This window comes from Pseudomonas sp. XWY-1, assembly GCF_002953115.1.
Taxonomy (GTDB): Bacteria; Pseudomonadota; Gammaproteobacteria; order Pseudomonadales; family Pseudomonadaceae; genus Aquipseudomonas; species Aquipseudomonas alloputida.
Genome location: NZ_CP026332.1, coordinates 1,673,871 through 1,700,758 on the forward strand (window position 1 = coordinate 1,673,871; position 26,888 = coordinate 1,700,758).

Annotated in this window: 22 protein-coding genes and 4 pseudogenes; 7 read left to right on the top strand and 19 right to left on the bottom strand. The window is 61.4% G+C overall.

The annotated features are described in order from the left end of the window. Window positions 1–27: 27 nt before the first annotated feature. Window positions 28–1,221 (top strand): D-amino acid dehydrogenase, encoded by a 1,194-nt coding sequence (locus tag PRJ_RS08110; protein ID WP_104961069.1) that lies wholly within the window; start codon window positions 28–30, stop codon window positions 1,219–1,221. A 118-nt stretch (window positions 1,222–1,339) separates the two neighbouring features. Here PRJ_RS08110 and PRJ_RS08115 read toward each other — a convergent pair whose 3' ends face one another. The 3 genes from PRJ_RS08115 to PRJ_RS08125 form a co-directional block, all read right to left on the bottom strand. Then, window positions 1,340–2,068, bottom strand: coding sequence for an aspartate/glutamate racemase family protein (locus PRJ_RS08115; protein ID WP_010955048.1), 729 nt, complete (start codon window positions 2,066–2,068; stop codon window positions 1,340–1,342). Window positions 2,069–2,084: 16 nt separating this feature from the next. Continuing rightward, window positions 2,085–3,617 (bottom strand): NCS1 family nucleobase:cation symporter-1, encoded by a 1,533-nt coding sequence (locus PRJ_RS08120; RefSeq protein WP_047604158.1) that lies wholly within the window; start codon window positions 3,615–3,617, stop codon window positions 2,085–2,087. Window positions 3,618–4,113: 496 nt separating this feature from the next. After that, window positions 4,114–4,551: an Lrp/AsnC family transcriptional regulator gene (locus PRJ_RS08125; protein ID WP_064493259.1), complete on the bottom strand. Its 438-nt coding sequence runs from the start codon at window positions 4,549–4,551 to the stop codon at window positions 4,114–4,116. 133 nt (window positions 4,552–4,684) lie between these two features. Here PRJ_RS08125 and PRJ_RS08130 point away from each other — a divergent pair, with 133 nt between their 5' ends. Both PRJ_RS08130 and PRJ_RS08135 read left to right on the top strand, forming a co-directional pair. Next, on the top strand, window positions 4,685–5,608 hold the full coding sequence (locus PRJ_RS08130; RefSeq protein ID WP_104961070.1) for a DMT family transporter: 924 nt from the start codon (window positions 4,685–4,687) through the stop codon (window positions 5,606–5,608). A 31-nt stretch (window positions 5,609–5,639) separates the two neighbouring features. Further along, window positions 5,640–6,566 (top strand): class I SAM-dependent methyltransferase, encoded by a 927-nt coding sequence (locus tag PRJ_RS08135; RefSeq protein WP_371928137.1) that lies wholly within the window; start codon window positions 5,640–5,642, stop codon window positions 6,564–6,566. Window positions 6,567–6,579: 13 nt separating this feature from the next. Here the strand turns inward: PRJ_RS08135 and PRJ_RS08140 are convergent, their stop codons facing one another. Both PRJ_RS08140 and PRJ_RS08145 read right to left on the bottom strand, forming a co-directional pair. Further along, on the bottom strand, window positions 6,580–7,578 hold the full coding sequence (locus PRJ_RS08140) for a sulfate ABC transporter substrate-binding protein (RefSeq protein WP_020193435.1): 999 nt from the start codon (window positions 7,576–7,578) through the stop codon (window positions 6,580–6,582). Window positions 7,579–7,788: 210 nt separating this feature from the next. Further along, window positions 7,789–8,610 carry an ion transporter gene (locus PRJ_RS08145; RefSeq protein ID WP_104961071.1) on the bottom strand — a complete coding sequence of 274 codons (822 nt, stop codon included), beginning with the start codon at window positions 8,608–8,610 and terminating at the stop codon, window positions 7,789–7,791. A gap of 154 nt (window positions 8,611–8,764) precedes the next feature. On the opposite strand from PRJ_RS08145, the pseudogene PRJ_RS30315 reads away from it, so the two are divergent. Next, window positions 8,765–9,058: pseudogene (locus tag PRJ_RS30315) on the top strand (RHS repeat-associated core domain-containing protein); the annotation flags it as partial. Window positions 9,059–9,622: 564 nt separating this feature from the next. On the opposite strand, the pseudogene PRJ_RS08155 reads toward PRJ_RS30315, so the two are convergent. Further along, a pseudogene (locus PRJ_RS08155) lies at window positions 9,623–9,778 on the bottom strand (urea transporter); the annotation flags it as partial. Between the two features lie 217 nt (window positions 9,779–9,995). Further along, window positions 9,996–10,251: pseudogene (locus PRJ_RS08160) on the bottom strand (hypothetical protein); the annotation flags it as partial. A 140-nt stretch (window positions 10,252–10,391) separates the two neighbouring features. Here PRJ_RS08160 and PRJ_RS30320 point away from each other — a divergent pair. After that, window positions 10,392–10,685, top strand: a pseudogene (locus PRJ_RS30320) (RHS repeat-associated core domain-containing protein); the annotation flags it as partial. A 433-nt stretch (window positions 10,686–11,118) separates the two neighbouring features. On the opposite strand, the gene PRJ_RS08170 reads toward PRJ_RS30320, so the two are convergent. The 6 genes from PRJ_RS08170 to gcl all read right to left on the bottom strand — a co-directional run bounded on the left by PRJ_RS08170 (window position 11,119) and on the right by gcl (window position 18,789). Then, window positions 11,119–11,994 carry an urea transporter gene (locus tag PRJ_RS08170; RefSeq protein WP_104961072.1) on the bottom strand — a complete coding sequence of 292 codons (876 nt, stop codon included), beginning with the start codon at window positions 11,992–11,994 and terminating at the stop codon, window positions 11,119–11,121. Window positions 11,995–12,200: 206 nt separating this feature from the next. Then, complete coding sequence (gene pyk, locus PRJ_RS08175; RefSeq protein ID WP_104961073.1) at window positions 12,201–13,616, bottom strand: pyruvate kinase; 1,416 nt, start codon at window positions 13,614–13,616, stop codon at window positions 12,201–12,203. Further along, a complete protein-coding gene (locus tag PRJ_RS08180; protein WP_003254348.1) occupies window positions 13,613–14,887 on the bottom strand; it encodes a glycerate kinase in 1,275 nt (424 codons plus the stop codon). The genes pyk and PRJ_RS08180 overlap by 4 nt, the downstream gene beginning before the upstream one ends. Window positions 14,888–15,130: 243 nt before the next feature. Further along, a complete protein-coding gene (locus PRJ_RS08185; RefSeq protein WP_010955040.1) occupies window positions 15,131–16,024 on the bottom strand; it encodes a 2-hydroxy-3-oxopropionate reductase in 894 nt (297 codons plus the stop codon). Window positions 16,025–16,176: 152 nt separating this feature from the next. Continuing rightward, window positions 16,177–16,959, bottom strand: a complete 783-nt coding sequence (gene hyi, locus PRJ_RS08195) for a hydroxypyruvate isomerase (protein WP_010955039.1) — start codon at window positions 16,957–16,959, stop codon at window positions 16,177–16,179. A gap of 54 nt (window positions 16,960–17,013) precedes the next feature. Then, window positions 17,014–18,789 (bottom strand): glyoxylate carboligase, encoded by a 1,776-nt coding sequence (gene gcl / locus PRJ_RS08200; protein WP_014590196.1) that lies wholly within the window; start codon window positions 18,787–18,789, stop codon window positions 17,014–17,016. Window positions 18,790–19,046: 257 nt separating this feature from the next. Between gcl and PRJ_RS08205 the strand changes: the two genes are divergently transcribed. Next, entirely contained in the window at window positions 19,047–19,487 is a 441-nt protein-coding gene (locus tag PRJ_RS08205) for a heme-binding protein (protein WP_010955037.1), read from the top strand. A gap of 120 nt (window positions 19,488–19,607) precedes the next feature. On the opposite strand, the gene PRJ_RS08210 is transcribed toward PRJ_RS08205, so the two are convergent. Beyond that, window positions 19,608–20,219, bottom strand: coding sequence for a TetR/AcrR family transcriptional regulator (locus PRJ_RS08210; protein WP_010955036.1), 612 nt, complete (start codon window positions 20,217–20,219; stop codon window positions 19,608–19,610). Window positions 20,220–20,351: 132 nt separating this feature from the next. Here PRJ_RS08210 and PRJ_RS08215 point away from each other — a divergent pair, with 132 nt between their 5' ends. Continuing rightward, window positions 20,352–21,266 (top strand): DUF808 domain-containing protein, encoded by a 915-nt coding sequence (locus PRJ_RS08215; protein ID WP_020192148.1) that lies wholly within the window; start codon window positions 20,352–20,354, stop codon window positions 21,264–21,266. A 137-nt stretch (window positions 21,267–21,403) separates the two neighbouring features. Here PRJ_RS08215 and PRJ_RS08220 read toward each other — a convergent pair whose 3' ends face one another. The 5 genes from PRJ_RS08220 to PRJ_RS08240 all read right to left on the bottom strand — a co-directional run bounded on the left by PRJ_RS08220 (window position 21,404) and on the right by PRJ_RS08240 (window position 26,881). Next, entirely contained in the window at window positions 21,404–22,186 is a 783-nt protein-coding gene (locus PRJ_RS08220; RefSeq protein ID WP_003254339.1) for an outer membrane protein OmpK, read from the bottom strand. Between the two features lie 352 nt (window positions 22,187–22,538). After that, complete coding sequence (locus tag PRJ_RS08225; RefSeq protein ID WP_003254337.1) at window positions 22,539–23,324, bottom strand: outer membrane protein OmpK; 786 nt, start codon at window positions 23,322–23,324, stop codon at window positions 22,539–22,541. A 139-nt stretch (window positions 23,325–23,463) separates the two neighbouring features. Continuing rightward, a complete protein-coding gene (locus PRJ_RS08230; RefSeq protein ID WP_010955033.1) occupies window positions 23,464–24,819 on the bottom strand; it encodes a nucleobase:cation symporter-2 family protein in 1,356 nt (451 codons plus the stop codon). Between the two features lie 185 nt (window positions 24,820–25,004). After that, a complete protein-coding gene (locus tag PRJ_RS08235) occupies window positions 25,005–26,333 on the bottom strand; it encodes a urate hydroxylase PuuD (RefSeq protein WP_104961075.1) in 1,329 nt (442 codons plus the stop codon). A 44-nt stretch (window positions 26,334–26,377) separates the two neighbouring features. Then, window positions 26,378–26,881: an ureidoglycolate lyase gene (locus tag PRJ_RS08240; protein ID WP_003254333.1), complete on the bottom strand. Its 504-nt coding sequence runs from the start codon at window positions 26,879–26,881 to the stop codon at window positions 26,378–26,380. Window positions 26,882–26,888: the final 7 nt, after the last annotated feature.

A 26,888-nucleotide genomic window follows, 5' to 3' on the forward strand; every position in this document is an offset into this window, starting at 1 on the left:
GCAAGGAAGCCGGAACAGGGATGAGCGATGAAGCAGCGGGTAACAGTGATCGGTGGTGGAGTGGTGGGCCTGGCGACGGCTTACGCGCTGGTGCGGGAAGGGTGGTCGGTTGACCTGATCGAGGCCCGCGACAGCCTGGCGTCGGCCACCAGCTTCGCCAATGGCGGGCAATTGTCCTATCGCTATGTGGCGCCGCTGGCTGATGCCGGGGTGCCGTGGCAGGCGCTGGGCTGGCTGTTGCAGGGCGAGTCGCCATTGCGCCTGCGCTTGCGCATGGACCCGGCCCAGTGGCGCTGGCTGCTGGCATTCACCCTGGCTTGCCGGCGTAGCGTCAATCGCCGTAATGCCGGGCAATTGCTTGAGCTGGCGCTGTACAGCCAGGCCGTTCTGGCGCAGTGGCGCGAAGACCAGAACCTTGGGGATTTCGCCTGGCGGCGCAATGGCAAGCTGGTGGCTTTTCGCAGTGAACGGGCCTTTGCCCAAGGCCGGGAACAGTTGACGGACCCGGCCAGTCAGCAGGTGCTGGCGGCTGCCGAGCTGCGCGGGCTGGAGCCTGCCCTGGATGGCGCACCGTTTGTGGGTGGCGTGTTCACGGCGGGCGAAGAGGTTGGCGATTGCCACGTGTTTTGCTTGCGGCTGGAAGCGCTGTTGCGCGCGTCGGGCCAGTGCCGTTTCCTGCTTGGCCGGCCGGTGACGCAATTGGTTCAGCGCCAGGGCCAGGTCGTGGCACTGCAACTGGGCGATCAGCAGCTGGACGTGGAGCAGTTGGTGCTGTGTGCCGGGCATCGCGGCCCAGGCTTGGCATTACCGGGGGTGCAGATACCGGTTTACCCGTTGAAGGGCTACAGCCTGACCGCACCGATCAGCGCCGGGCACCTGCCCCCGGAGGTGAGCCTTACCGACTATGAGCGCAAGATTGTCTATGCACGCCTGGGGCAGCAGCTGCGGGTAGCGGCGATGGTGGACATTGTCGGCTTCAACGAGTCGGTGGACATGCGCCGTTTGCAGAGCATGCGGCGGCTGGCGCTGGAGACGCTGCCAAGGGCGGCGGATTATGGCCAGGCGGTGGAGTGGGCGGGGATGCGACCCGCGACACCGACCGGGGTGCCGATCATAGGTGGGACGGTGTACCGCAACCTGTGGCTGAACCTGGGGCATGGGGCGTTGGGATTCACCTTGGCCTGTGGCAGTGCGCAGCGTCTGGCCAGGATGATGCGTTAAGCGGGCCGGCCTCTTCGCGGCTAAAGCCGCTCCTACGAGGACCCCACGGTATTCAGGCTTGTGCTGGTCCGGTAGGAGCGGCTTCAGCCGCGAAGAGGCCGGTACAGGCGAAGGATGTCTAGCGGCCGAAGCGCATCGGCCATCCCACCACTTTCTTCGCCCGTGGCGTCGCATAGGTGCGCACTTTGGACGTGCTCAAACCCATGCGCACCAGCGATTCGGCAATGGTCACCGCTGCACTCACACCATCCACCACCGGCACGCCGGTGCGTTGGCGAATCTGCTCGTCCAGCCCGGCCATGCCGCCACAACCCAGGCAGATCACCTCGGCCTTGTCGTCGCGCACGGCGCGTTCGGCCTGCTCGACAATCGCCTCCACGGCCCGCAGCGGGTCGGCTTCCAGTTCCAGCACCGCCAGCCCGCTGGCTCGCACCGAGGCGCAGCGGTCATACAGGCCCGAGAGCTTCAGGCGGTCCTCGATCAGTGGCACGGTGCGGTCGAGCGTGGTTACTACGGAATAGGCGTGGCCCAGGTACATTGCCGTGCTGGCGGCGGCGTCGGTAATGTCCACCACAGGCACGTTGAGCAGTTCCTGCAGGCCTTCGCGGCCATGCTCGCCATAACCGGCCTGGATCACGGCATCGTAAGGCCCTTCAAAGGCCAGTACCCGGTCCATCACCGCGATGGCCGCGAGGTAGCTCTCGAAATTGCCCTCCACCGATTCGGCGCCAAACCAGGGTGTCAGGCCGACGATTTCGGTACCGGGTGCGGCCACCGCACGGGCCTGTTCGGCAATGGCGTGGGTGATGGCTTCGGTAGTGTTGACGTTGGCGATCAGAATACGCATGGGCAGTCCTCCTTGATCAATGGCCGCTGTGGTCGACGGCGATGCACTCGCCGCTGACGTCGTGGTAATGGCGGTTACGTGGCGCGATAAGCAGGTACAGGGCGGCGGCGATGCCGGCACCAATCAGCCAGGAGAACGGCGCGATGCCCTGGAAGTTGGGCACCAGGGCCAGCACGATGGCCAGCAGTGCGGCCGGCACGAAGGCGGCCACGGCGCGCAGGTTGATGCCCTTGCTGTAGTGATAGGCGCCGGCCGGGTGCTCGGTATACAGCTCCGGCACGTTGATGCAGCCTTTGCGCAGCAACCAGTAGTCGGACATGATCACGCCGTACAGCGGGCCGAGCAGGGCGCCCAGGCCCGACAGGAAGTACACGATCACCAGCGGGCTGTTGTACAGGTTCCAGGGCAGGATCAGCACCGCCAGGGTGGCGCTGATCAGCCCGGCACGGCGGAAGTTCAGGTGGCGCGGCGCCAGGTTGCTGAGTACGAAGGCCGGGGCGACGAAGTTGGCCATGATGTTCACCGCCACGGTGACGATCAGGAAGGCCAGGCAGCCGAGCACCAGGAATGGCGTGCTGGGTATGGCGGCAACGATCTGCGTCGGGCTGTCGATGATCTGACCGTTGATCTGGAATTGCGCGCCGCACAGCACCACGGTGATCACGGCGAATACCAGGATGTTTACCGGCAGGCCCCAGAAGTTGCCCACGCGGATGGTCTTGCGGCAAGGCGAGGAGCGGGCGAAGTCACAGAAGTTCAGCACCAGGGTGCCGTAGATCGCCAGCCACAGTGCGCCGCCGGCAAAGATGTTGCGCCACATCTCGTAGCCGGTCAGCGGGGTTGCCACCGACCAGGCAATGCGCGCATCGGCCTTGAAGTACATGAACACCGCCAGTGCGGCGACGGTCAGCAGGATCACAGGCCCGGCAAAGGCCTCGTAACGGCGCACCATCTCCATGCCATAGGCCAGGATCACCAGCTGCACCAGCCAGATCGACACGAAACACACCCAGCCCAGGCTCGACAGGCCGAGGATGCTGTCGTGGTCGTAGGCTGCCAGTTGCGGCCACACGGCGGTGAGCAGCACGCGCAGCACCACCGATGCCAGGTAGGTCTGGATGCCGAACCAGGCGATGGCGATGACGGCACGGATCAGCGCCGGGATCTGCGCGCCGTGGATGCCGAAGGCAATGCGGCTGATGACCGGGAACGGTACCCCGGTTTTCTGCCCCATGTAACCCGACAGGTTCATGAAGAAGTACACCAGTGCCGCGCCGATGGCCAGCGACAGCAGAATTTGCCAGCCGCCCAGGCCGAGGGCGAACAAGCCCATGGCGAACGAATAGTTGGCGATATTGTGCACATCGTTTGTCCACAGCGCGAAGATGCTGTAGCCGCCCCAGCGACGGCCTTCCATACGCGTTGGCGCCAGGTCGCGGTTATGCAGGCGCGGGCTGAGAACAAGGTCCGGCTGGTGGCCGGCAAGCGTGGACGCGGGGTGTGTGCTGGCGACGGATAGTTCAGGGGCAAGGTCGAGGCTGCTACTCATTCCGGCGGGCTCCTGATGCACTTGGACTGCGATGAGCGGGCATGCGCACGGGCTCGCCATCTCGTCGGTGCAGCGTTGGCATCACAGGGTTGTGGGCGCGGCGGCTGACATTGGGTCGGCGTCGCGGATTCTTGTGTATCTATGTTTTGTTTAAGTTGTATACAAAACACGAACACACAAAAGCGAGTTCCATGCCAAGGGAAGAGCAGGTTTCAACAGGCGATGATTTCGAACTTATCTTGTTAAAAGGTAAGTTAATGAAATACAGAGAATATAAGTTGACCGTATGAACAAGTTTAAATTTTTGAAAGATTGATTAGTTGATCATTTGGTCAAAATAACGGGAGGAAAGTGTGTAACGAATTGGGGCGCTACTGAAGAAAGTGCACACAAAAATGGCACCTATGGTTACGTTTTTGTGTACAAAAAATAGTCAGCTTTTCCTGTGCTGGCCTCTTCGCGAGCACGCCTGCGAGGAGGCCAGTACAGGGGCCGATCAATCCATTGGCGGCAACCGCCGCTTGACCGGGGTCTTCTTGATGATTGCGGTATTGGTCTCAGCCAGCACATTCATGAGGTCGAGCAGCGTGTCCAACTGCTCCATCGAGCGCACATGCAGTCGGGCTATGAAGCAGTCCTCGCCAATGACCTTGTCGCATTCGGTGAACTCAGGGATGGCAATGATCTGGCGCTCCACTTCTTGCAGCTTCCCCGGCAACGGACGGATACGCACGATCGCCTGCAACTGGTAGCCAAAGGCGCGTGGGTCGACCTCCACGGTGTAGCCGCGCAGCACGCCACGCTCTTCCAGCCGGCGCAGGCGCTCGCTGACGCTGGGTGCGGACAGCCCGCTGACCTGCGCCAGAGCCTTGAGCGAGCGGCGCGAGTCCTCCATCAGTGCGTTGATCAATAATTGGTCAATGGCATCGGTCATGCTCACCTCATCAGGTAATTCGTGTTATCTGCCTTGATAGTAAAGGTAGGTTGGCGAAAATGCCTTGGTTATCCGCTGGATGGCCCGCCTGCAGCCTTTGCATACTGTTGCCATTATCAAAGGGAGGTTTGAGATGGACAGTTCATTGCGCCGTGGCTCGCTGGAAATGGTCGCCGCCATGCTGATTTCCGGGACCATTGGCTGGTTCGTGCTGGTGTCCGGCCAGCCGGTGCTGGATGTGGTGTTCTGGCGCTGCGTGTTCGGTGCCGTGACCTTGCTGGCGATTTGCGCCGCGTTTGGCTTTCTGCGACCGGGCGTGATCAGCCGCACGGCATTTTTGCTGGCGATTGCCAGCGGGGTGGCCATTGTCGGCAACTGGCTGCTGTTGTTCGCCTCGTACGCACGGGCGTCGATTGCCATCGGCACGGCGGTTTACAACGTGCAGCCATTCATTCTGGTGGGGCTGGCGGCGCTGTTTCTGGGCGAAAAGATCACGTTGGCCAAGGTGACCTGGCTGAGTGTGGCGTTCCTCGGCATGCTGGCCATCGTCAGTGCCCACGGCGCAGGGCAAAGTAATGGCGAGGACTATCTGCTGGGGATTGCCCTGGCGCTGGGGGCGGCGTTTCTGTATGCAATCGCGGCCTTGATCATCAAGCGCCTGAGTGGCACGCCCCCGCACCTGATTGCGTTGATTCAGGTAACCACGGGTGTGTTGCTGCTGGCGCCATGGGGCACGCTTGGCGGGTTGCCGGTCGAAGTGCCGGCCTTGGCCAGCTTGTTGACATTGGGGATGGTGCACACCGGCCTGATGTATGTGCTGTTGTACAGCGCCATCCAGCGTTTGCCCACGGCCTTGACCGGTGCGCTGTCGTTCATTTACCCGATTGCGGCAATTCTGGTGGACTGGGTGGCGTTCGGGCACCGCCTGGTGCCGCTGCAGTGGCTGGGCGTGGGGTTGATCCTGCTGGCGGCAGCGGGCATGCAGCAGGGGTGGTGGTTCCGATCGGCGCAGCATCCTGTAGGCGCGGGTTTACCCGCGAAGAGGCCCGCAAGGTAGAATGCCGCTTTTTGCCAGCCTGCGATCCGCCATGACCTCGCCCATCGACACCCTTGAGCAACACCTGCTTGCCGCCCTTGACCCTGCACCACGGGAAACCCGCCGCCTGTTTCACGGCCGCGGCCGCTGCTGGCAGGGCCTGGAGCAGGTTACCGTCGACTGGCTGCAGGGCGTGCTGTCGGTCGCCTTGTTCCGTGAGCCGCCCGAGGGCCAGCTCGCCGAACTGGAAGCCATGCTGCGCAGCTTGGCCGAGCGCCCGCAGTGGACGGGTCAGGCAGTCATCATCCAGCACCGCTACCTGCCCGACAGCCCGGGCCAGTGGCTGCTGGGTGAGCCCTGCCAGCAACGCGAAGTGATTGAGGACGGCCTGACCTACCTGCTGGACTTGGGCGTGCGGCAAAACAATGGCCTGTTTCTCGACATGCGCTATGGCCGCCGCTGGGTGCGCGAGCAGGCGGCGGGCAAGCGCGTGCTGAACCTGTTCGCTTATACCTGCGGCTTTTCCGTGGCAGCGATTGCCGGTGGCGCTGAGCAGGTGGTGAACCTGGACATGGCCAAATCGGCCCTGTCGCGGGGCCGGGACAACCATCGCCTCAATGGCCACGATGCATCACGGGTGGCGTACCTGGGGCATGAACTGTTCAAGTCGTGGGGCAAGGTGCGCAAGTACGGGCCTTATGACCTGATCATCATCGACCCGCCGACCTTCCAGCGTGGCAGCTTTGTGCTGACCCAGGATTACGCAAAGATCCTGCGGCGTTTGCCGGAGTTGTTGAGCGAAGGCGGGACGGTGCTGGCGTGTGTCAACGACCCGGGGATCGGGCCTGAGTTTCTGATTGAAGGCATGGCGGAGCAGGCGCCTTCGTTGGCTTATGTCGAGCGCCTGGAAAACCCGCCGGAGTTTCCGGATGTTGACCCGGCGGGGGGGCTGAAGGCCTTGGTGTTCCGCCGGGTTTGATGTTGCTTGTGCGTTACTGACCGGTATAGATCTGGTCAAACACCCCACCATCATTGAAGTGGGTCTTCTGCACGGTACGCCAGTCACCGAAGGTTTTCTCCACCGACAGGAAGTCCACTTTCGGGAAGCGGTCGGTGTACTTGGCCAGTACCGTTGCATCACGCGGGCGCAGGTAGTTGTTGGCGGCGATCTCCTGGGCTGCTGGTGACCACAGGTACTTCAGGTATTCCTCGGCCACGGCCTGGGTGCCTTTCCTGGCCACCACCTTGTCGACCACCGTCACCGGTGGCTCGGCTTCGGCCGATACGCTTGGGTAGACCACTTCGAACTGATCGCGGCCGAACTCGCGGGCGATCATCTCGGCTTCGTTCTCGAAGGTGACCAGCACGTCACCGATCTGGTTGGTCATGAACGTGGTGGTGGCGGCACGGCCACCGGTGTCCAGCACGGGTGCCTGCTTGAACAGCTTGCCGACGAAGTCACGGGCTTTGCTTTCATCGCCGCCTTGCTTGAGTACGTAGCCCCAGGCCGACAGGTAGGTATAGCGGCCATTACCCGAGGTTTTCGGGTTGGGCACGATCACCTGTACACCGTCCTTGAGCAGGTCGGGCCAGTCTTTCAGGGCTTTCGGGTTGCCCTTGCGCACGATGAACACAGTGGCCGAGGTGAACGGCGCGCTGTTGTTCGGCAGGCGGGTTACCCAGTTGTCGGGTACCAGCTTGCCATTGTCGGCCAGGGCGTTGATGTCGGTGGCCATGTTCATGGTGATGACATCGGCCGGCAGGCCATCGATCACTGCACGGGCCTGCTTGCTCGAGCCGCCGAAGGACATCTGCACGTTGACCTTCTCGTTGTGCTCGGCTTCCCAGTGCTTCTGGAAGGCCGGGTTGTAGTCCTTGTAGAAGTCGCGCATCACGTCGTAGGAAACGTTGAGCAGGGTAGGGGCGGCCTGGGCGAGGTTGCCCAGGGCCAGGCCTGCGGCGAGCAGCGAGGCGGTGAAGAGTTTTTTCACGTTGCTTCCTTGTTCTTGAAGGATGTTGGGGCAGATTGCCAGCGACTATAACGGGTGGGTTTATACGGGTTAAAGAACAAAAAATGCTTTGGTTATGCTTCTGCCTGTGCCGGCCTCTTCGCGGGTAAACCCGCTCCTACGGGGGACCGCGCACGGTCCGCGCCTGTTGTAGGAGCGGGTTTACCCGCGAAGAGGCCGGCGCAGGCGCTATCACGCTTTGGGAAACAACCCATTCCCACAGCGAGAACAGAACGCCGCCCCATGCTCGTGGGTCTTCTTGTGGCAGGTCGGGCAATCATGCTGCAGCTGCTCCCCACGCATGGCATTGGCCAGCTCGGCGGTAAAGATGCCGGTCGGCACGGCAATGATCGAGTAACCGGTAATCATCACCAGCGACGACAGCACCTGCCCCAGCGGGGTCTTCGGCACGATGTCGCCAAAGCCCACTGTGGTCAGGGTAACGATGGCCCAGTAGATGCCTTTGGGGATGCTGGTAAAGCCATGCTCAGGCCCTTCGATCACGTACATCAGCGTGCCGAACACCGTTACCAGGGTCGATACGCTGACCAAGAACACGATGATCTTCTGCTTGCTGCCGCGCAGTGCCTCCATCAGGTAGTTGGCCTGCTTTAGGTACGGGCTGAGCTTGAGTACACGGAAGATCCGCAGCATCCGGATGACCCGGATGATGAGCAGGTACTGGGCGTCGCTGTAGTACAGCGCGAGGATCCCCGGCACGATCGCCAGTAAATCGACCAGACCGTAGAAACTGAAGGCATAGCGCAACGGCTTGGGCGAGCAGTACAGGCGGGTGATGTATTCGGCCAGGAAGATCGCGGTAAAGCCCCACTCGATGCCGGCCAGCAGGCCGGCGTAGCCTTGGTGCACCTCGTCGATGCTGTCGAGAATGACGGTGACCAGGCTGGCCAGGATGATCAGCAGGAGGATCTTGTCGAAGCGGCGGCCTGCTACGGTGTCGGTCTGGAAGACCATGATGTAGAGGCGTTCGCGTAAAGGCAGAGGTGCGGTCATGAAGTGCAGGTTCCGAAAGCTTGAGATGCAAGACTAGATGCACAGGGCCTGCTACGGAAAGGTGAATCATGTCACCTGCTAAAAATGCCAGTACTAAGGTTCTCGTCGAGGCCTCAGTATAAGACTGGGTATTTCATTGACAGCGAGGCGGGAAATGAACGACCAGTCAAAAGCAGTAAGCCGGCAGCGTTTGGGGCACACTTTGTTAGCTTACACACCATTTGGTTTTTTACAGTGCATCGAGAGCGCAACGCGCTTGGCGTTCAATGGGCAGTGGTTGGAGAGAGGAACGCAGGGGTATCTGCTGGGCAGTGGGAAGCGGCTGTTCAATCCTGCACTTATGCGTTTTTCCAGTCCAGACAGTTTGAGCCCCTTTGGCAGAGGTGGCGTGAATGCATACATGTATTGCGGTGGAGATCCTGTGAACCATACCGACCCCTCAGGCAACGCAGGAGTAAAAACCGGTTTCGGTAAGTTCATGAAGCAGAAGAATGTGAACTTGGCGCAGCGGACGAGAGCCAAGAAGTTCTTACGCGAGCCGATGCAGGCGATTGCCGAGCAGAAAGGAACGTTTAGATTTACGGTAAAGGTAGGTTCATCTTATATTGAGGTGAATGTAGTGGACGGGAGCTTCTCTTATGCGTCTAGAACCAGTTTCGATTTGCTGTCGAATCCTGCTAAATACCAAAAAAATGGCATTGAAGTGAGTCTCGACCATGTTCCTATGATGCCGGTTGGCAGGGGTTTTTCATCAACAATGGATCTTGTTCCTAAAGAAAAAACCAGCGCAATGCCACCGATTACTCCACAACACCCTCAACTACCGGCTGCAGGGGCGAATTTAAGAGCTAACTTGCCTATCGACGCGACGATTGATTCTTCTGAGGCTTAGCTGAGTAAACGCACTGTCACCTACATGCATTAACCAGCAGGCAACTACAAATGGTGCGATCAGCGCTGCCATAGGTAGAAGGCCGGACAGCGGTTGCGGCAGCAAGGCCAGGGCGTTCGCCAGCAGACCGGCTAGGGCAACAAACAGGGCGCCGCCGATCAGGTTGGGCGCGGTCAGCAGGATGGCCAGGGGGGTGTGCAGCAGCACCTGGCTGAAGCCGTTGAGTAACGCCGTGGCTCGATCGGGGCACGGGTTGACGAAATGTTTGGTGTACATGGGGCAGTCAGTGAGGTTGATGGGGGGCGGTGGGCCTCTTTGGGCCTCGGTTTTCCGCGGTCGGGTAGAGCGGTATTCGGGGAGGGCTTTGCCCTCCAATCGCGACACAAGGCCGCTCCCACAGGGATTGCATTTCCTTGTGCCAGCGCGGCCCTGTCGGAGCGGCCCGCGAATAGGCGGCGCAGGCGCTATCACGCTTTGGGAAACAACCCATTCCCACAGCGAGAACAGAACGCCGCCTCACCAGGAACACGATGTTCTTCTGCTTGCTGCCGCGCAGCGCCTCCATCAGGTAATGGGCCTGCTTGAGGTGCGGGCTGAGCTTGAGTACAGATGGCGGCCAGTAAGCCGGCTTAGCTCTGGTGCACTTCGTCGATGCTGTCGAGGATCACCGTGACCAGGCTGGCCAGGATGATCAACAGCAGGATCTTGTCGAAGCGGCGACCGGCTAGGGTGTCGGTCTGGAAGACCATGATGTAGCGGGTTCCGAAGGCAAAGCGGAAAGCCTAGAGGGTCTTTGCCCAAGGCTGCAACGAATGAACTGTTAAAATTGCTAGTTCTCCGGATCGGATTGGCTGGGGCAGAATCCCGTAGGGTCAGGGGGGAGGCGAGCATGAAACTGCAGAGTGGACAGTTACCCGAGCAAATTGCTGTTGAGCGTGCTCAGACGAAGTGGATACGGTCATACGCAGCTTATGGGTATTCACTGAATTGGCCGATTCCTTCATTGGGTTTCAATGGCGAACGGCACGATGGCATCTTGCAAGCCTATGCGCTGGGCAATGGTCACCGATTCTATAGCCCCATTTTTATGCGTTTTTACAGCCCGGATGGTTTAAGCCCTTTTGGGAATGGTGGGCTGAATGCTTACTGTTATTGTGAGGGTGATCCGATAAACAGCTCTGACCCGTCAGGTCAGATGAAACGTGTGAAAACTGGGCTAACTGCTGAGTTTAAGCGCTTTGGCATACCGAAAATTTTCAAAAGGGGAGTGAAGAATCATTTCGCGAACAGCTCTGAAGCTTACAGCTTGGGTATTGGTAGTGCTGGATACGAAATTTCCAGAGGTAAGGATGGTCGGTTTACGGTGGTCAAGGTTGATGGTCTGGGCGCTACTCGGAAACAGTTGGAGCGCTCTCAAGCAGACAACGTTCTCCTTCAAGAACAGAATCAAGTGCTGCAGAGCAGGCTAGATGAGCAGCTAGCGCTACGCTCTCTTCCGAAGCCTCTTCGTCCTCTACCTCCGTCTCCGCCCCCGCGCCCGCCAAAGGGTATTTCCTCGGCACCCGATCCAGCTCCCATTAGGCTGCCAGAGGCGGAGTGGATATCTGCACCCCCCGTTAGTTCGGTAATCGATGTGAGCTGTCTTTCTGTGTCCTATGACCTAGGTGATCAGCTACATGCATCAGCCAGCAGGCGGCGACAAAGGGCGCGGTCAGGCCGGGCACAGGCATCAGCTTGAACAGCGGTTGCAGCAGCAAGGCCAAGGCAATCGCCAGCAGGGTCACCCAGGGTTTTTCACCTCGCCTGCTGAAGGCCAGTGCCGCCAGGGCTGCGTTGAAACCGTATAGCCCCAACCAGGCAGCTTGCGGTTGATCGGCGAGCAGCGCCACCCCGCCGCCAATAGCCGAACCGATCACCGCCCACAGCGCCGCATAGGGGTTGGCGATGAACATGCCGACGATGATCAGCAACCCGGCCAAGGGCTGGTCGAGCAGGAAGATCTGGCCTATGCCGCGGGCCAACGCATACAGCGGGTCAGCTTCGACGAAGGCGCTGGGCGAGGGGCTGGCGATTAGCAGTGTGGCCCAGCCGAGCATGACGAAGGGGGCGGTGTAGGCGACCAGCAACTTGCCGCCACGCTTGCGCCACTGGTGCGTGATGATGCTGGACAAGCCGCCGGCGGCGATGATCAGGGGGGGCAATATGGCCGACCAGGGCAGCACGGCGCTGATCAGGATGCCGATCAGTACGCCGTTGTAGCAGTACAGCCCGGCCTGGCGGTCGGCACGGTCATAGCCGCGTGCCTGGGCGGTGAGCAGGCCGGCCAGGGCGCCAAGCAGCGCGCCGCCGACCAGGTTGGGTGCGGTCAGCAGGATGGCCAGCAGGCAGCACAGGCCGCACAGGGGGTTGCGCAGCAGCAGCACCTGGCTGAAGCCGTTGAGTAACGCCGTGGCCCAGTCGGGGCACGGGTTGACGAAATTTTTGGTGTACATGGGGCAGTCAGTGAGGTTGATGGGGGAGCGGTGGGCCTCTTTGGGCCTCGGTTTTCCGCGGTCAGGTAGAGCGGTATTCGGGGAGGGCTTTGCCCTCCAATCGCGACACAAGGCCGCTCCCACAGGGATCCCATTCCCTTGTGCCAGCGCGGCCCTGTGGGAGCGGCCTTGTGTCGCGAAAGGGGCGCAACGCGCCCCTGGCAATCTCAGATCAAAGTCTCGATCCGCAGCGTGTTAGTCGTACCCGGCTTGCCGAAAGGCACGCCAGCGGTGATCAGCAGCGTGTCGCCACGGCTGGCCATGCCTTGCGCCTGGGCAATCTCCAGGGCGGTGGAAACCACCTCGTCGACCTGACGCAGGCGGTCGTTGACCACCGAATGCACACCCCAAGCCACGCTCAGGCGGCGTGCGGTGTTCAGGTTCGGCGTCAGGTTGAGGATCGGTGCCCGTGGCCGCTCGCGTGCCGCGCGCAGGGTCGAGGCACCCGACTCGCTGTAGTTGACCAGCACCGCCACCGGCAGGATGCCGCTGATGCGGCGGATGGCGCAGCTGATGGCATCCGACACGGTCGCTTCGGCCTTTGGCCGGCCGACGTCGAGCTGGGCCTGGTAGTCCGGGCCGTTCTCCACCTGGCGGATGATCTTGCTCATCATCTGCACGGCTTCGAGCGGGTAATCACCCGAGGCGGTTTCGGCCGACAGCATCACTGCATCGGCACCTTCGGCCACCGCGTTGGCCACGTCGGTGACTTCGGCACGGGTTGGCGCTGGCGAGAAACGCATCGACTCGAGCATCTGCGTGGCCACCACCACGGGTTTGCCCAGCTGGCGGCAGGTGCCGATGATGCGCTTCTGGATCTGCGGCACGCTTTCGGCCGGTACTTCCACGCCTAGGTCACCACGGGCCACCATGATCGCGTCTGCCAGTTCGGCGATGGCTTGCAGTTGCTCGACGGCCGATGGCTTCTCGATCTTGGCCATCAGGTAGGCGCGGTCACCGATCAGCTGGCGCGCTTCGACGATATCTTCAGGGCGCTGGACGAACGACAGGGCGACCCAGTCCACGCCAAGCTCCAGGCCAAAGGCCAGGTCGCGGCGGTCTTTTTCGGTGAGCGGGGAGAGGTCGAGCACCGCTTGCGGTACGTTGACGCCCTTGCGGTCGGAAAGCTCGCCACCGTTCAGCACCTCGGTGTCGATGGCGTCGCTGTGCTTGGCGGTCACGCGCAGGCGCAGCTTGCCGTCGTCCAGCAGCAGGTCCATGCCGGGTTCGAGGGCGGCAATGATTTCGGGGTGCGGCAGGTTGACCCGGCGGCTGTCGCCCGGGGTTTTGTCCAGGTCCAGGCGCAGGGACTGCCCGCGCTGCAACTGCACCTTGCCTTCGGCGAAGCGGCCAACGCGCAGCTTCGGTCCTTGCAGGTCCATGAGGATGCCCAGCGGGTAGTTCAGCTGTTGCTCGACTTCGCGGATCCACTGGTAGCGCAGGGCGTGGTCGGCATGCTCGCCATGGCTGAAGTTGAGGCGGAAGATGTTCACCCCGGCTTCGACCAGCTGGCGGATATCGTCGATGCCGTTGATCGCAGGGCCAAGGGTGGCGAGGATCTTTACTTTTTTATCAGGCGTCATGATTGGGCAGTCTCGAGGATCAGGATGGCGCGGAAGTCGTTGACGTTGGTGCGGGTCGGTTCGGTGACGATCAGCGCATCCAGCGCGGCGAAGTAGCCGTAGCCGTTGTTGTTGTCCAGCTCGTCGCTGGCCGACAGGCCCAAGGCTTCGGCGCTGGCGTAGCTGGCCGGGGTCATGAAGGCACCGGCGTTTTCTTCCGAGCCATCGATGCCGTCGGTGTCACCGGCCAGGGCGTACACGCCCGGCAGGCCTTTCAGGCTTTCGGTGAGGCTGAGCAGGAACTCGGCGTTACGCCCGCCACGGCCATTGCCGCGCACGGTCACGGTGGTTTCGCCACCCGACAGGATCACGCAGGGCGCTTTGAGCGGCTGGCCGTGCTGAACGATTTGCCGGGCGATACCGGCATGCACCTTGGCCACTTCGCGCGATTCACCTTCCAGGTCGCCGAGGATCAGCGGGCTGAAACCGGCCTGACGGGCTTTGACCGCGGCAGCCTCCAGCGACTGCTGGGGTTTGGCGATCAACTGGAAGTGGCTGCGGGCCAGGGCCGGGTCATCGGCCTTGACGGTTTCCGAGGCCGGGTTGTTCAGCCAGTCGATGACCGCTTTGGGCGCTTCGATGTTGTAGCGTTTGAGGATGGCCAGGGCGTCGGCCGAGGTGCTCGGGTCGGCCACGGTGGGGCCGGAGGCGATTACCGTGGCGAGGTCGCCCGGTACATCGGAAATGGCATAGGTGTAGACCGTGGCCGGCCAGCAGGCCTTGGCCAGGCGCCCGCCCTTGATCGCCGAGAGGTGCTTGCGCACGCAGTTCATCTCGCCGATGGTGGCGCCGGATTTCAGCAGTGCCTTGTTGATCTGCTGCTTGTCGGCCAGGGTCAGGCCTTCGGCAGGCAGGGCCAGCAGCGCCGAGCCACCGCCAGACAGCAGGAAGATGACGCGGTCTTCTTCGTTGAGGTTGCTGACCAGTTCCAGCACGCGCTTGGCCACAGCCAGGCCGGCAGCGTCCGGGACCGGGTGGGCGGCTTCGACCACCTCGATCTTCTGGCAGTTGGCGCCGTGGCCGTAACGGGTCACGACCAGGCCGGAGACTTCGCCCTGCCAGCTTTTCTCGACCACTTCGGCCATGGCGGCTGCGGCCTTGCCGGCGCCGATGACGATAACCCGGCCGCTGCGATCGGCGGGCAGGTAGGGTTCGAGGACTTGACGGGGGTGGGCGGCGGCGATGGCTGTGTCGAACAGCTCGCGGAGAAGTTTTTGCGGATCGACCGACATGGCAGGCTCCCAATTATTGTTGTTCTGCAGAATCAAAAACGCCCCTGGAACTGCCTCCGTGCAGGCCGAACCAGGGGCGGGTGTTGCTCGATGCCACCATTGGGCCTGTGGTCGCAGGTTCAACGGCGTTGGCTTCTTCGCGGGCAAGCCCGCTCCTAAATGCACAGCTCTGAGCGATTGTGCGGTCGTTGGTAGGAGCGGGTTTACCCGCGAAGAGGCCAGTGAGGCTAAAAACGACTTAACTTATTTGTCGTCGCGGATCGAGAAGTTGGCCATGTGCTCCAGGCCTTTGATCAGCGCCGAGTGGTCCCAGTTGCCGCCGCCCAGTGCCTGGCAGGTGTTGAACACTTGCTGGGCATTGGAGGTGTTGGGCAGGTTGATGCCCAGTTCCTTGGCGCCTTGCAGGGCCAGGTTCAGGTCCTTCTGGTGCAGGTTGATGCGGAAGCCTGGGTCGAAGGTGCCCTTGATCATGCGCTCGGCGTGCACTTCGAGGATTTTCGACGAAGCAAAGCCGCCCATCAGTGCTTCGCGCACCTTGGCAGGGTCGGCGCCGTTCTTGGCGGCGAACAGCAGGGCTTCGGCCACGGCCTGGATGTTCAGGGCGACAATGATCTGGTTGGCGACCTTGGCGGTCTGGCCGTCACCGTTGCCACCGACGCGGGTGATGTTCTTGCCCATGGCTTCGAACAGCGGCAGGGTGCGCTCGAAGGCGTTCGGGCAGCCACCGACCATGATGCTCAGGGTCGCCGCCTTGGCACCGACTTCACCACCGGACACCGGGGCGTCCAGGTAGGCGGCGCCGGTGGCCTTGATCTTCTCGGCGAAGGCTTTGGTGGCGGTTGGCGAGATCGAGCTCATGTCGATCACCACCTTGTTCGGGCCAACGCCTTCGGCCACGCCGTTTTCACCGAACAGGACGCTTTCGACCTGCGGGGTGTCGGGGACCATGACGATGATGAATTCGGCTTCCTGGGCAACCTCTTTCGGGTTGGCCAGGGCCACGGCACCGGCAGCGATCAGGTCGGCTGGCGCGGCGTCGTGGTGGGTGGAAATGAACAGGCTGTGACCTGCCTTTTGCAGGTTCTGAGCCATGGGCTTGCCCATGATGCCGGTGCCGATGAAACCGATTTTAGCCATGAGAAATTACCTCTTTGTAATTGTGATATCTCAAGCAAGCTTTGGCCCCCTGTGGGAGCGGGCTCGCCCGCGAAGCAGACAACTCGGTGGATGGCACCGGCTTTGCCGGTGTTCGCGGGCGAGCCCGCTCCCACAGGGTCCCGAGTTGTTCCTCAGATTGCGTTGTGGGTTTTCAGCCAGCCCAGGCCCGCTTCGGTGGTGGTCAGCGGCTTGTACTCCGCGCCCACCCAGCCCTGGTAGCCAATGCGGTCCAGGTGTTCGAACAGGAAGCGGTAGTTGATCTCGCCGGTGCCTGGTTCATTGCGGCCTGGGTTGTCGGCCAGCTGGATGTGGTTGATCAGCTTCAGGTTGGCTTCCATGGTGCGAGCCAGGTCACCTTCCATGATCTGCATGTGGTAGATGTCGTATTGCAGGAACAGGTTGTCGCTGCCCACTTCGGCCTGGATTTCCAGGGCCTGCTGGGTGGTGTTCAGGTAGAAGCCGGGGATGTCGCGGGTGTTGATCATTTCCATGACCAGGCGGATCCCGGCGCCCTTGAGCTTGTCAGCGGCGTAGCGCAGGTTCTCGACGAAGGTCTTGCGCACGGTGGCGCAGTCCGGGCCTTGTGGGCGAATGCCGGCCAGGGCGTTGACCTGGGTGTTGCCCAGCACCTTGGCGTATTCGATGGCCTTGTCGACACCGGCACGGAACTCTTCGATGCGGTCGGGGTGGCAGGTGATACCGCGCTCACCTTTGGCCCAGTCGCCGGCCGGTAGGTTGAACAGCACCTGGGTCAGGCCGTTGGCCTCCAGCTGCTGCTTGATGTCGGCAGCGCTGAAGTCGTACGGGAACAGGTATTCGACGCCGCTGAAACCAGCATCGGCGGCAGCCTTGAAGCGGGCCAGGAAGTCCTGTTCGGTGAACAGCATGGACAGGTTGGCAGCGAAGCGAGGCATGAGTTGTCTCCTTGCGATGAAGGCCCCCAGGGCGTGCCTGGGGGCGTCAGGCGATCAGTCCAGCAGCGAGATGGCGGTTGGCGCGTCGTTGCCGACCAGGGCCAGGTCTTCGAACTCGTTGACCGCGTTGATCTCGGTGCCCATGGAAATGTTGGTCACACGCTCGAGAATCACTTCAACCACCACCGGCACGCGGAACTCTTCGGCCATCTTCTGAGCCTTGAGCAGGGCAGGGGCGATTTCTGCTGGCTCGAACACACGGATGGCCTTGCAACCCAGGCCTTCGACCACAGCGACGTGGTCGACACCGTAGGTGGCAGCGTCGGTCGAGTTGATGTTCTCGAACGCCAGTTGTACACAGTAATCCATGTCGAAGCCACGCTGCGCCTGGCGGATCAGGCCCAGGTAGGCGTTGTTCACCAGCACGTGGACGTACGGCAGGTTGAACTGTGCGCCTACCGCCAGCTCTTCGATCATGAACTGGAAGTCGTAGTCACCCGACAGCGCCACAACCTTGCGCTTCGGATCGGCTTTGACCACGCCCAGCGCAGCAGGGATGGTCCAGCCCAGCGGGCCGGCCTGGCCGCAGTTGATCCAGTGGCGAGGCTTGTACACATGCAGGAACTGCGCGCCGGCAATCTGCGACAGGCCGATGGTGCTGACGTAGCAGGTGTCCTTGCCGAACACCTGGTTCATTTCTTCGTAGACGCGCTGCGGCTTGACCGGCACGTTGTCGAAGTGGGTCTTGCGCTGCAGGCTCGACTTGCGCTCCTGGCACTCTTCCAGCCAGGCCTTGCGGCACTTGAGCTTGCCGGCGGCTTTCCACTCGCGGGCCACTTCCAGGAACACGTCCAGTGCCTTGCCAGCATCGGAAACGATGCCCAGGTCCGGGGTGAACACGCGGCCGATCTGGGTCGGTTCGATGTCGACGTGCACGAACTTGCGGCCTTCGGTGTAGACATCGACGGAACCGGTGTGGCGGTTGGCCCAGCGGTTACCGATACCGAATACCAGGTCGGATTTCAGCAGGGTTGCGTTGCCATAGCGGTGCGAGGTCTGCAGGCCGACCATGCCGACCATCTGGGCGTGGTCGTCCGGGATGGTGCCCCAGCCCATCAGGGTCGGGATCACGGGTACGCCGGTCAGTTCGGCGAATTCGACCAGCTTGTCGCTGGCGTCGGCGTTGATGATGCCGCCACCGGCTACCAGCAGTGGGCGCTCGGCGTCATTGAGCAGGGCCAGGGCTTTTTCGGCCTGTACGCGTGTGGCGGACGGTTTGTGCACGGGCAGCGGTTCGTAGGCGTCGATGTCGAATTCGATTTCGGCCATCTGCACGTCGAACGGCAGGTCGATCAGCACCGGGCCTGGGCGGCCTGTACGCATTTCATAGAAGGCCTTCTGGAAGGCGTAAGGCACCTGGCCTGGCTCCAGAACGGTGGTCGCCCACTTGGTTACTGGCTTGACGATGTTGGTGATGTCGACAGCCTGGAAGTCTTCCTTGTGCAGGCGGGCACGTGGCGCCTGGCCAGTGATGCACAGAATCGGGATGGAGTCGGCCGAGGCACTGTACAGGCCGGTGACCATGTCGGTGCCGGCAGGGCCGGAAGTGCCGATGCACACACCGATGTTGCCCGGGTTGGCGCGGGTGTAGCCCTCGGCCATGTGCGAGGCACCTTCGACGTGACGAGCGAGGACGTGATCGATGCCACCGACTTTCTTCAGGGCCGAATACAACGGGTTGATGGCAGCCCCCGGGATGCCGAACGCGGTATCTACACCTTCACGGCGCATGACCAGAACGGCTGCATCGATTGCTCTCATTTTGCTCATGGTTTGTGCCTCATCGATTTTGTAATTGTATACAACTTGCTTTGCGACAGAGTGTATTCACGCCTGACGGCTTAGGTCAATGGGTTTTCATCGGCTAAGCTGGCTTTCGTCAGAGCGCCCGTGAAAACGAGGGTTTGCGCCATCGCATACGATCGTTTCAAAATATTGTATACAAAAATATCTCTCGTTGTGTTCTATTTGTTCGATCGGTTTTCAACTGCCCTTAGGGCTTCTCACAACAAGAAGAGGACCTTTCCATGAACGTTCTTAACCTGAAAGTCGCCGTCAGCCTGGTGAATGCCGCGCTGGTGGCGGGCCGCAAGATCAATGCCGCGCCGCTGACCGTGGCGGTGCTGGATGCCGGCGGGCACCTGCTGGCGCTGCAGCGCGAGGATGGCGCGAGCCTGATTCGGCCTGAAGTGGCCACTGGCAAAGCCTGGGGTGCGATTGCCCTGGGCAAGGGCTCGCGCTTGCTGGCGCTGGATGCGCAGCAGCGGCCGGCTTTTTTTGCCGCGTTGAACGGGATGGGTGAGCGGCCGGTGGTGCCGGCGCCGGGTGGGGTGCTGATTCGTGATCAGGACGGCAAGGTGCTGGGTGCCGTGGGGATCAGCGGCGATACGTCGGATATCGACGAGCAGTGTGCGATCAGTGCGATCGAGGAGGTGGGGTTGCGGGCAGATGCTGGGGTAGCGGCCTAAATCTCTATTGCCTGTTCTGGCCCATTCGCGGGCAAGCCCGCTCCTACAGGGACTCCACAACCTTCAGGCATGTGGATCCTCTGGGAGCGGGCTTGCCCGCGAATGGCCCTTCGAGATGGTTCAGGCTGCCTCAGGCTCACAACCTTTCAAGACCATACGAATGATGGTCTCGGCCGCCGCGTCATAATCACTGTCGGCCAACTTGGCCTTGCCGGTCACCGCAGAAATCTGCCAGTCGAAGTCGGCATAGGTCTGGGTCGCTGCCCAGATGCTGAACATCAGGTGATGCGCGTCCACATGGGCGATCTGCCCGCGGTCGATCCAGCGCTGGATGCACTCGATGTTGTGTCGGGCCTGTTCGTTCAACTGCTCGACCTGGTTCGGAGACAGGTGCGGCGCGCCATGCATGATCTCGCTGGCGAACACCTTGGACGCATGGGGCAGATCACGCGAAATGCGAATCTTCGAACGAATGTACGCACTCAGCACTTCCTTCGGGTCGCCGTCTGCATTGAACGGCGTGGATGCCTGCATGATCGGCGCGATGATGCTTTCCAGAACCTCGCGGTAGAGATTGTCCTTGGACTTGAAGTAGTAATACACGTTCGGCTTGGGCAGGCCGGCCTTGGCCGCGATATCGCTGGTCTTGGTGGCGGCGAAGCCCTTGTCGGCGAATTCCTCGCTGGCCGCGCGCAGGATCAATTCCTTGTTGCGCTCGCGAATGGTGCTCATGGTCAGGGATCTTCCTCGTGTCTGGCCACCTCTAAGGGGGATCGGGCATGGTAGCACCGGCCTCGACGGGCGCTCAAGGCAGCGGCTTTGGGCTAGAATCCGGCACATTGACTTATTTGGATACAAGCAAACATGGCAGGAAGCAGTCTACTGGTACTGATCGACGACATCGCCACGCTGCTGGATGACGTCTCGCTAATGACCAAAGTCGCGGCGAAAAAGACAGCGGGTGTGCTGGGTGACGACCTGGCGCTGAATGCCCAGCAGGTCACCGGCGTGCGCGCCGATCGCGAACTTCCGGTCGTCTGGGCGGTGGCCAAGGGGTCGTTCGTCAACAAGGCGATCCTGGTACCGGCCGCGTTGCTGATCAGTGCGTTCATACCCTGGGCGGTTACGCCGTTGTTGATGTTGGGTGGCGCGTTCCTGTGCTTCGAGGGTTTCGAGAAGCTGGCGCACAAGTTCTTGCACAGCAAGGAAGAGGATGAGGCACAGCACGAGGCGCGCAAGGAGGCCGTTGCCGATGCCAGCGTTGACCTGGTGGCTTTTGAAAAAGCCAAGATCAAGGGGGCGGTGCGTACCGACTTCATCCTGTCGGCGGAAATCATCGCCATTACCTTGGGTATCGTGGCTGACTCGCCGCTGACCCAGCAGATCATCGTGCTGTCGGGCATTGCGGTGGTGATGACCATTGGTGTGTATGGGTTGGTAGGCGGGATCGTCAAGCTTGACGACCTTGGGCTGTGGATGGCCCGCAAAACCTCCAGGCTGACTCAGGCAGTGGGTAACGGCATCCTGCGGGCGGCGCCGTACATGATGAAAAGCCTGTCGGTGATTGGTACTGCGGCGATGTTCCTGGTTGGCGGTGGGATCCTGGTGCATGGCATCGAGCCGCTGCATCATGCCATCGAGGCGTTCAGCGAAGGGCGTGGCGGGGCGCTTACCGGGGCGTTGCTCAACGCTGGGGTCGGGGTTGTGGCCGGTGCCATGGTGCTGGCGGTGGTCAGTGCTGCGGGGAAGTTGTGGCGGGCGCTCAGACCTGCCAATTGAGGCGCCTGGCCGGGGCTTTGCCCCGGTTCGCGCGTGAACCCGCCCCCCAGGTACCGCGTTTGCCTTGAACCCGGCGCGTCCCCTGTAGGAGCGGGTTTACCCGCGAATGGGCCGCAAAGCGGCCCCGCTAACTCAGGTCAGAAGTGAACCTTGACCAAGAAGCTCATGGTGTTCTGGTCGGTAGTGAAGGCATCGCTGTCCTTGATGCCGTACTTGTTCTTCCAGTAGTCATACTCCACACCCACGTACAGCTGTTTCTCACCCAGGTGCAATGCCTTGCCCAGGTCGTACTTGATCTGCGGGTTGAAGTGCAGGTTGGCCTGGTAGGTGCCGCGGCGGTTCTCGTCGTTGTCCACCACCCAGTCCATGAAGCCGTCGATCAGCACGTCGGAATCGCCGACCGGAATGGTGTACGACCACACCGGGGTGATCTGCCACACGTTGTCGCCGGCGCGGCTGCCGTCGGTGGTGCGGTTGTAGAAGTTCAGCTGGAAGTAGTCGAAGCCCGGGATGGCCAGGTCGAAGCCCGGGCCGATCAGGTAGGACTCGGTGTCACCCTCGCCAAACTCGTAGGTCATTGCCAGCAGCACGTCCTTGACCGGGCCAAACTCGATCTTCTGGTCGAAAATCTTGCCGAACGACAGGCGTGGGCTGATCTCACCGTAGTAGGTGTTCGGGCCGTTGCCGGCGTCTTTCTGGCCCTGGTAGAAGATCTTGTCGACGAAAATGAAGTTGTCGCCGTACTTCCAGCCATCGGCGTGCTCGAAGGTGACGGTTTGCTGAATCGCCGGGTTGACCTTGAAGTTCTTGCCCCATAGGTAGGTCAGGCTGTTGTTCTGCCATTGCAGCAGGTCGCCGCCGAAGGTGGTGCCGCAGGCCAGCAGGCCGCCGGCAAGGATCAGGCTCTTGATAGTACGCATTGCGAGTGTCGCTCCCTTGATTGATCTGTTGTCAGCGCTCGGTGTCGGCGCTTTTTTGTCTTTTGAGTCAGCTTTTTTCGATAGGCCACAGCTGTTTGGCAAGGGTTGGGCCAACTTTTCCGGGTTGGCAAAACCTTCCTGCTCGACTTCGTTCTGAACGGATGAAAAGGGTATTTCAGGCTGGCAACACGTTGGCCAACCGCCCGAATTCATTGACTGAGCGGTCAGTAAACGCAGGCAGAATCCGTTCTGCCCTGATCGAGGGGGCGCGCAGATTACTGGCTTGCGCGCCGCGCCTCAAGTGCTCCGTCCTGGAGCGGGGTGATTCAAACTTGTGCGTTTGGTCAACTTCCTAGAAGTGCACCTTGATCAGCGCACTGGCGACGCTCTGGTTGCTGTCCAGGTTGCCGCGGCTGTCAATGCCGTACTTGTCTTTCCAGTAGCTGTATTCAAAGCCGACGTAGAGCTGCTTGGCGCCCAGGTTCAGCGCCTTGCCCAGGTCGTATTTGACCTGCGGGTTGAAGTGCAGGTTGGCGTGATAGGTGCCACGACGGGTCTGGTCGTTGTCGGTAACCCAGTCCATGTAACCGTCGATCAGAATGTCTGACCGGCCTACGGGGAGGGTGTACGACCAGCCGGGGGTAATCTGCCAGACGTTGTCACCGGGGCGGCTGCCTTCGGTGTTACGCACGTAGAAATTGAGGGTGAAATAGTTGAAGCCGGGGATGTTCAAGTCGAAGCCGGGGCCGATCAGGTAGGCCTCGTTGTCGCCTTCACCGCGCTCGTAGGTCATGGCCAGCAGCACGTCCTTGATCGGACCGAAGGCAAGCTTGCGGTCGAAGATCTTGCCCAATGACAGGCGTGGGCTGAACTCGCCGTAGTAGGTGGTCACACCTTTGCCGGGGTCGGCCTTGCCGTTGTAGAAGATCTTGTCGACGAACATGAAGGTGTCGCCGTACTTCCATTTGTTGGCGTGCTCGAAGGTGATGGTCTGCTGGATATCAGGGTTGACCTTGAAGTCCTTGCCGTACAGGTAGGTCAGGCTTTCGCCGTGCCATTGCAGCCATTCGCCTGCGTGCGAGGGTAGGGTGGCCAGCAGGCTGCTGCCCAACAACAGGGACGTGGTGATGCGCTTCATGTTGTGATTCCCGGACTTATTGTTTTTGTTGGCGTTTTTTTGGCGCGCAGGCGCCCCGGGCGACCCATTCCGGCGGGTCGACGGCGTAGCGGTTACTGCAGAGGTGAACGAGGGGCAGCCATGCACCGCCCCCCTTGGCTCAATGCTGGTGACAGACGTCGTTGTGCATTGCGCGGTCGGCACCGCCAAGGATGTTGAACAGTACGTTCAACACCAGGGCACAGACCGTGGCCATGGCGATACCGCTGTGGGTGATGGGCTCCATCCACTGTGGCATCTGGGCAAAGAACTCCGGACGCACCACGGGGATCAACCCGAAGCCGACGCTCACGGCAACCAACAGCTGGTTGCGGCGGTCGCCGATGTCCGCCTCCTGAAGAATCTTGATCCCGGTGGCAGTGACCATGCCGAACATGGCGATGGACGCGCCGCCCAGTACTGCGGGCGGGATCGAGGCAATCAGGAAGGCCGCCTTGGGCAGCAGGCTGAGCAGGATCAGCAGTGCACCAGCCACGATGGTGACGTAGCGGCAGCGCACCCCGGTCATTTGCACCAGGCCGATGTTCTGGGCGAACGAGGAGTGGGTGAAGGTGTTGAAGAAGCCCGCAATGAACGACGCACCGGCATCGCACAGCAGGCCGCGACGCAGCATGCCAGGGGTTACTTCACGATCAGTCACCTTGCCCAAGGCCAGGAACATGCCGGTGGACTCGACGAAGATAATCACCACTACCAGGCACATGGACAGGATCGGCGCCAGGCTGAAAGTCGGCATGCCGAAGTGCAGTGGGGTGACCACCTGCAACCACGGTGCTTCATTCAGGCCCGACAGGTCGACCATGCCGATGGAACCGGCCAGGATGTAGCCAAGGCCCATGCCTACCAGTACCGACACGTTGACCCAGAAACCGCGCATGAAACGGTTGATCAGCAGGATCACGGCCAGTACCAGGCCGGCCACCAGCAGGTAGATCGGCGAGCCGAACGTTTCTGCTTCATGGCCGCCACCGGCCCAGTTGACAGCCACCGGGAACAGCGACAGGCCAATCGAGGTGATCACCGTACCGGTGACCAGCGGTGGGAAGAAGCGGACAACCTTGGACATGAACGGCGCGATCAGCATGCCGAAGAACCCGGCAGCGATGGTCGCGCCGAAGATCCCCTGCAGGCCCACGCCGGGCATGCCGGCCATGGCCACCATGCTGCCGACGGCAGCGAAACTGGCACCCATCATCACCGGCATGCGGATGCCCACCGGGCCGATACCGAACGACTGGATGATGGTAGCGACGCCAGCGACCAGCAGGTCGGCGTTGATCAGGAAAGCGACTTCTTCACGGGACAACCCGGCGGCCTGGCCAATGATCAACGGCACGGCGATCGCGCCACCGTACATCAGCAGAACGTGTTGCAGGCCAACCAGGATCAGTTGGAACAGGGGCAAGGGTTCGCGCGGCGGCGCAATGGGGATATACGCCTTGCGTGACTCGGACATGCAGCACCTCGAGTTTTGTTTTTATTCTCGGATCCAAGCGGCAGGCTTCATGCCTGCACGCTCGATGCTTGCTTGTTGCGTAACACATGGAGCTTGAGGCTGGGGCTATCGGCCTCTTCGCGGGCAAGCCCGCTCCTACAGGGGAAGGTGATTCCCTTGGGGGCGGGTTGCCTGGCGAGGTGCTGTCAGTTGACTTGGGCGCCTTTGGCGATCCATTCGCCGACGAGCTTGCGCTCTTCGGTGGTCATCTGGGTGATGTTGCCCAGCGGCATGATCTGGCTGGCAACCGCTTGCGCCTGAATGCGCGCGGCCTGGGCCTGGATCTGCTGCGGAGTGTCGAACATCACGCCGGCAGGGGCGGTGCTGAACAGTGGGCTGGTCGGCTTGGACGAGTGGCACACTGTGCAGCGTTCCTGGATGACATTATGGATCTTGTCGAAGTCGCCACCATTGGCCTGGGCAGCGGCCTGGGCCGGTGCTTGCGCTGGTGCGGTGGGTGCTTCGGCAGCCTTGGCGGCGTCCTCGGCACGCTGCTCGGCAGCGGTCTTGCCGCCTACCGCAGTTGCCGGCAGCGGTTGGTACTCGATCTTCGCTGCGGCTTGCTCAGGGCTTACGGCCATCGGTTTCGGGCCGGTAACGTAGGCCAGGCAGATCATCGCCAGAGCGCCGACGGGCAGGGTCCAGGCGTACTTGTTGCTGTCGTGGCGGGTGTTGAAGTAGTGGCGGATCAGAACCGCGGCTACTGCGATACCGGCCAGGATCAGCCAGTTGTACTGGCTACCGTAGGTGCTCGGGAAATGGTTGCTGATCATGATGAACAGCACCGGCAGGGTGAAGTAGTTGTTGTGACGCGAGCGCAGCAGGCCCTTGGCCGGCAGGACCGGGTCGGGCGTCTGGTTGTTCTCGATCGCCGCCACCAGCTGGCGTTGGGCCGGCATGATGATGCGGAACACGTTACCGACCATGATGGTGCCGATGATCGCGCCGGTGTGCAGGTAGGCACCACGGCCGCTGAACACCAGGCTGAAGCCCCAGCAGGCAGCGATGATCAGCACGAACAGCACACCACCGAGCAGCGCTGGCTTCTTGCCCAGGGGCGAGTCGCACAGGAAGTCGTAGATGAACCAGCCCGCGATCAGCGAGCCGATACCGATGGCCACGCCTTCGGCACCGCTCAGGGTGCTGCCCGGTGCCAGCAGGTACAGGGTCGGGTTCCAGTAGAACACCACGCACAGCAGGGCGATACCGGACATCCAGGTGAAGTAGGCTTCCCATTTGAACCAGTGCAGGTTCTCGGGCATTTTCGGGGGGGCGAGCTTGTATTTCTCCAGGTGGTAGATACCACCGCCGTGAATCGCCCAGAGATCACCTGACAACCCATCGCGCGGGTTGCTTCGGTTCAGGTGGTTCTCCAGCCAGACGAAGTAGAACGATGCACCGATCCAGGCGACGCCGGTGATCATGTGAACCCAGCGAATGCTCAGGTTCAGCCATTCGTGAAGGTGTGCTTCCACAGTATGTACCTCTGCCAGTCACCGAGAAGATGACTGACCTTTTCTTATTGGTGGGGATTGAGGATCAGCATCTGTTCCTCGGTGAAGTAATGCTCATCGCAGTTGTTGCCAGAACCACTGCGATCAACCACCAGGAAATCATCCCGCTTTTCGATCGTCAGCACCGGGTGGTGCCAGACGCCGCGATGGTAATTAACGCCCTGCCTGCCATTACTGCGGAAGGCTCGGACCAAGCCTGATACAGGTGCATCGCCAACGGGCGCGACCACGATCAGAAAGGGGTTGCCGAGCAGCGGGATGAAAGCCTGGCTGCCCAGCGGATGGCGTTCCAGCATGCGCACGGTCAGCGGCATGTCCTGCGCGTCGGCGCGGAAGATGCTGATGATCGCCTTGTCTTCAGGCTCGGCGGTTTCGACCGTGGCGAGCTTGTGAAAGCGCATGGTCGAGCCGTTGTTGATCATGAAGTGGTCGCTGCCGTCGGTTTCGATCACGTCTCCGAACTGGGCGAAGGCTTCTTTGGTCAAGGGCTCGATCATCAGGGTGCGCATGCGTTTA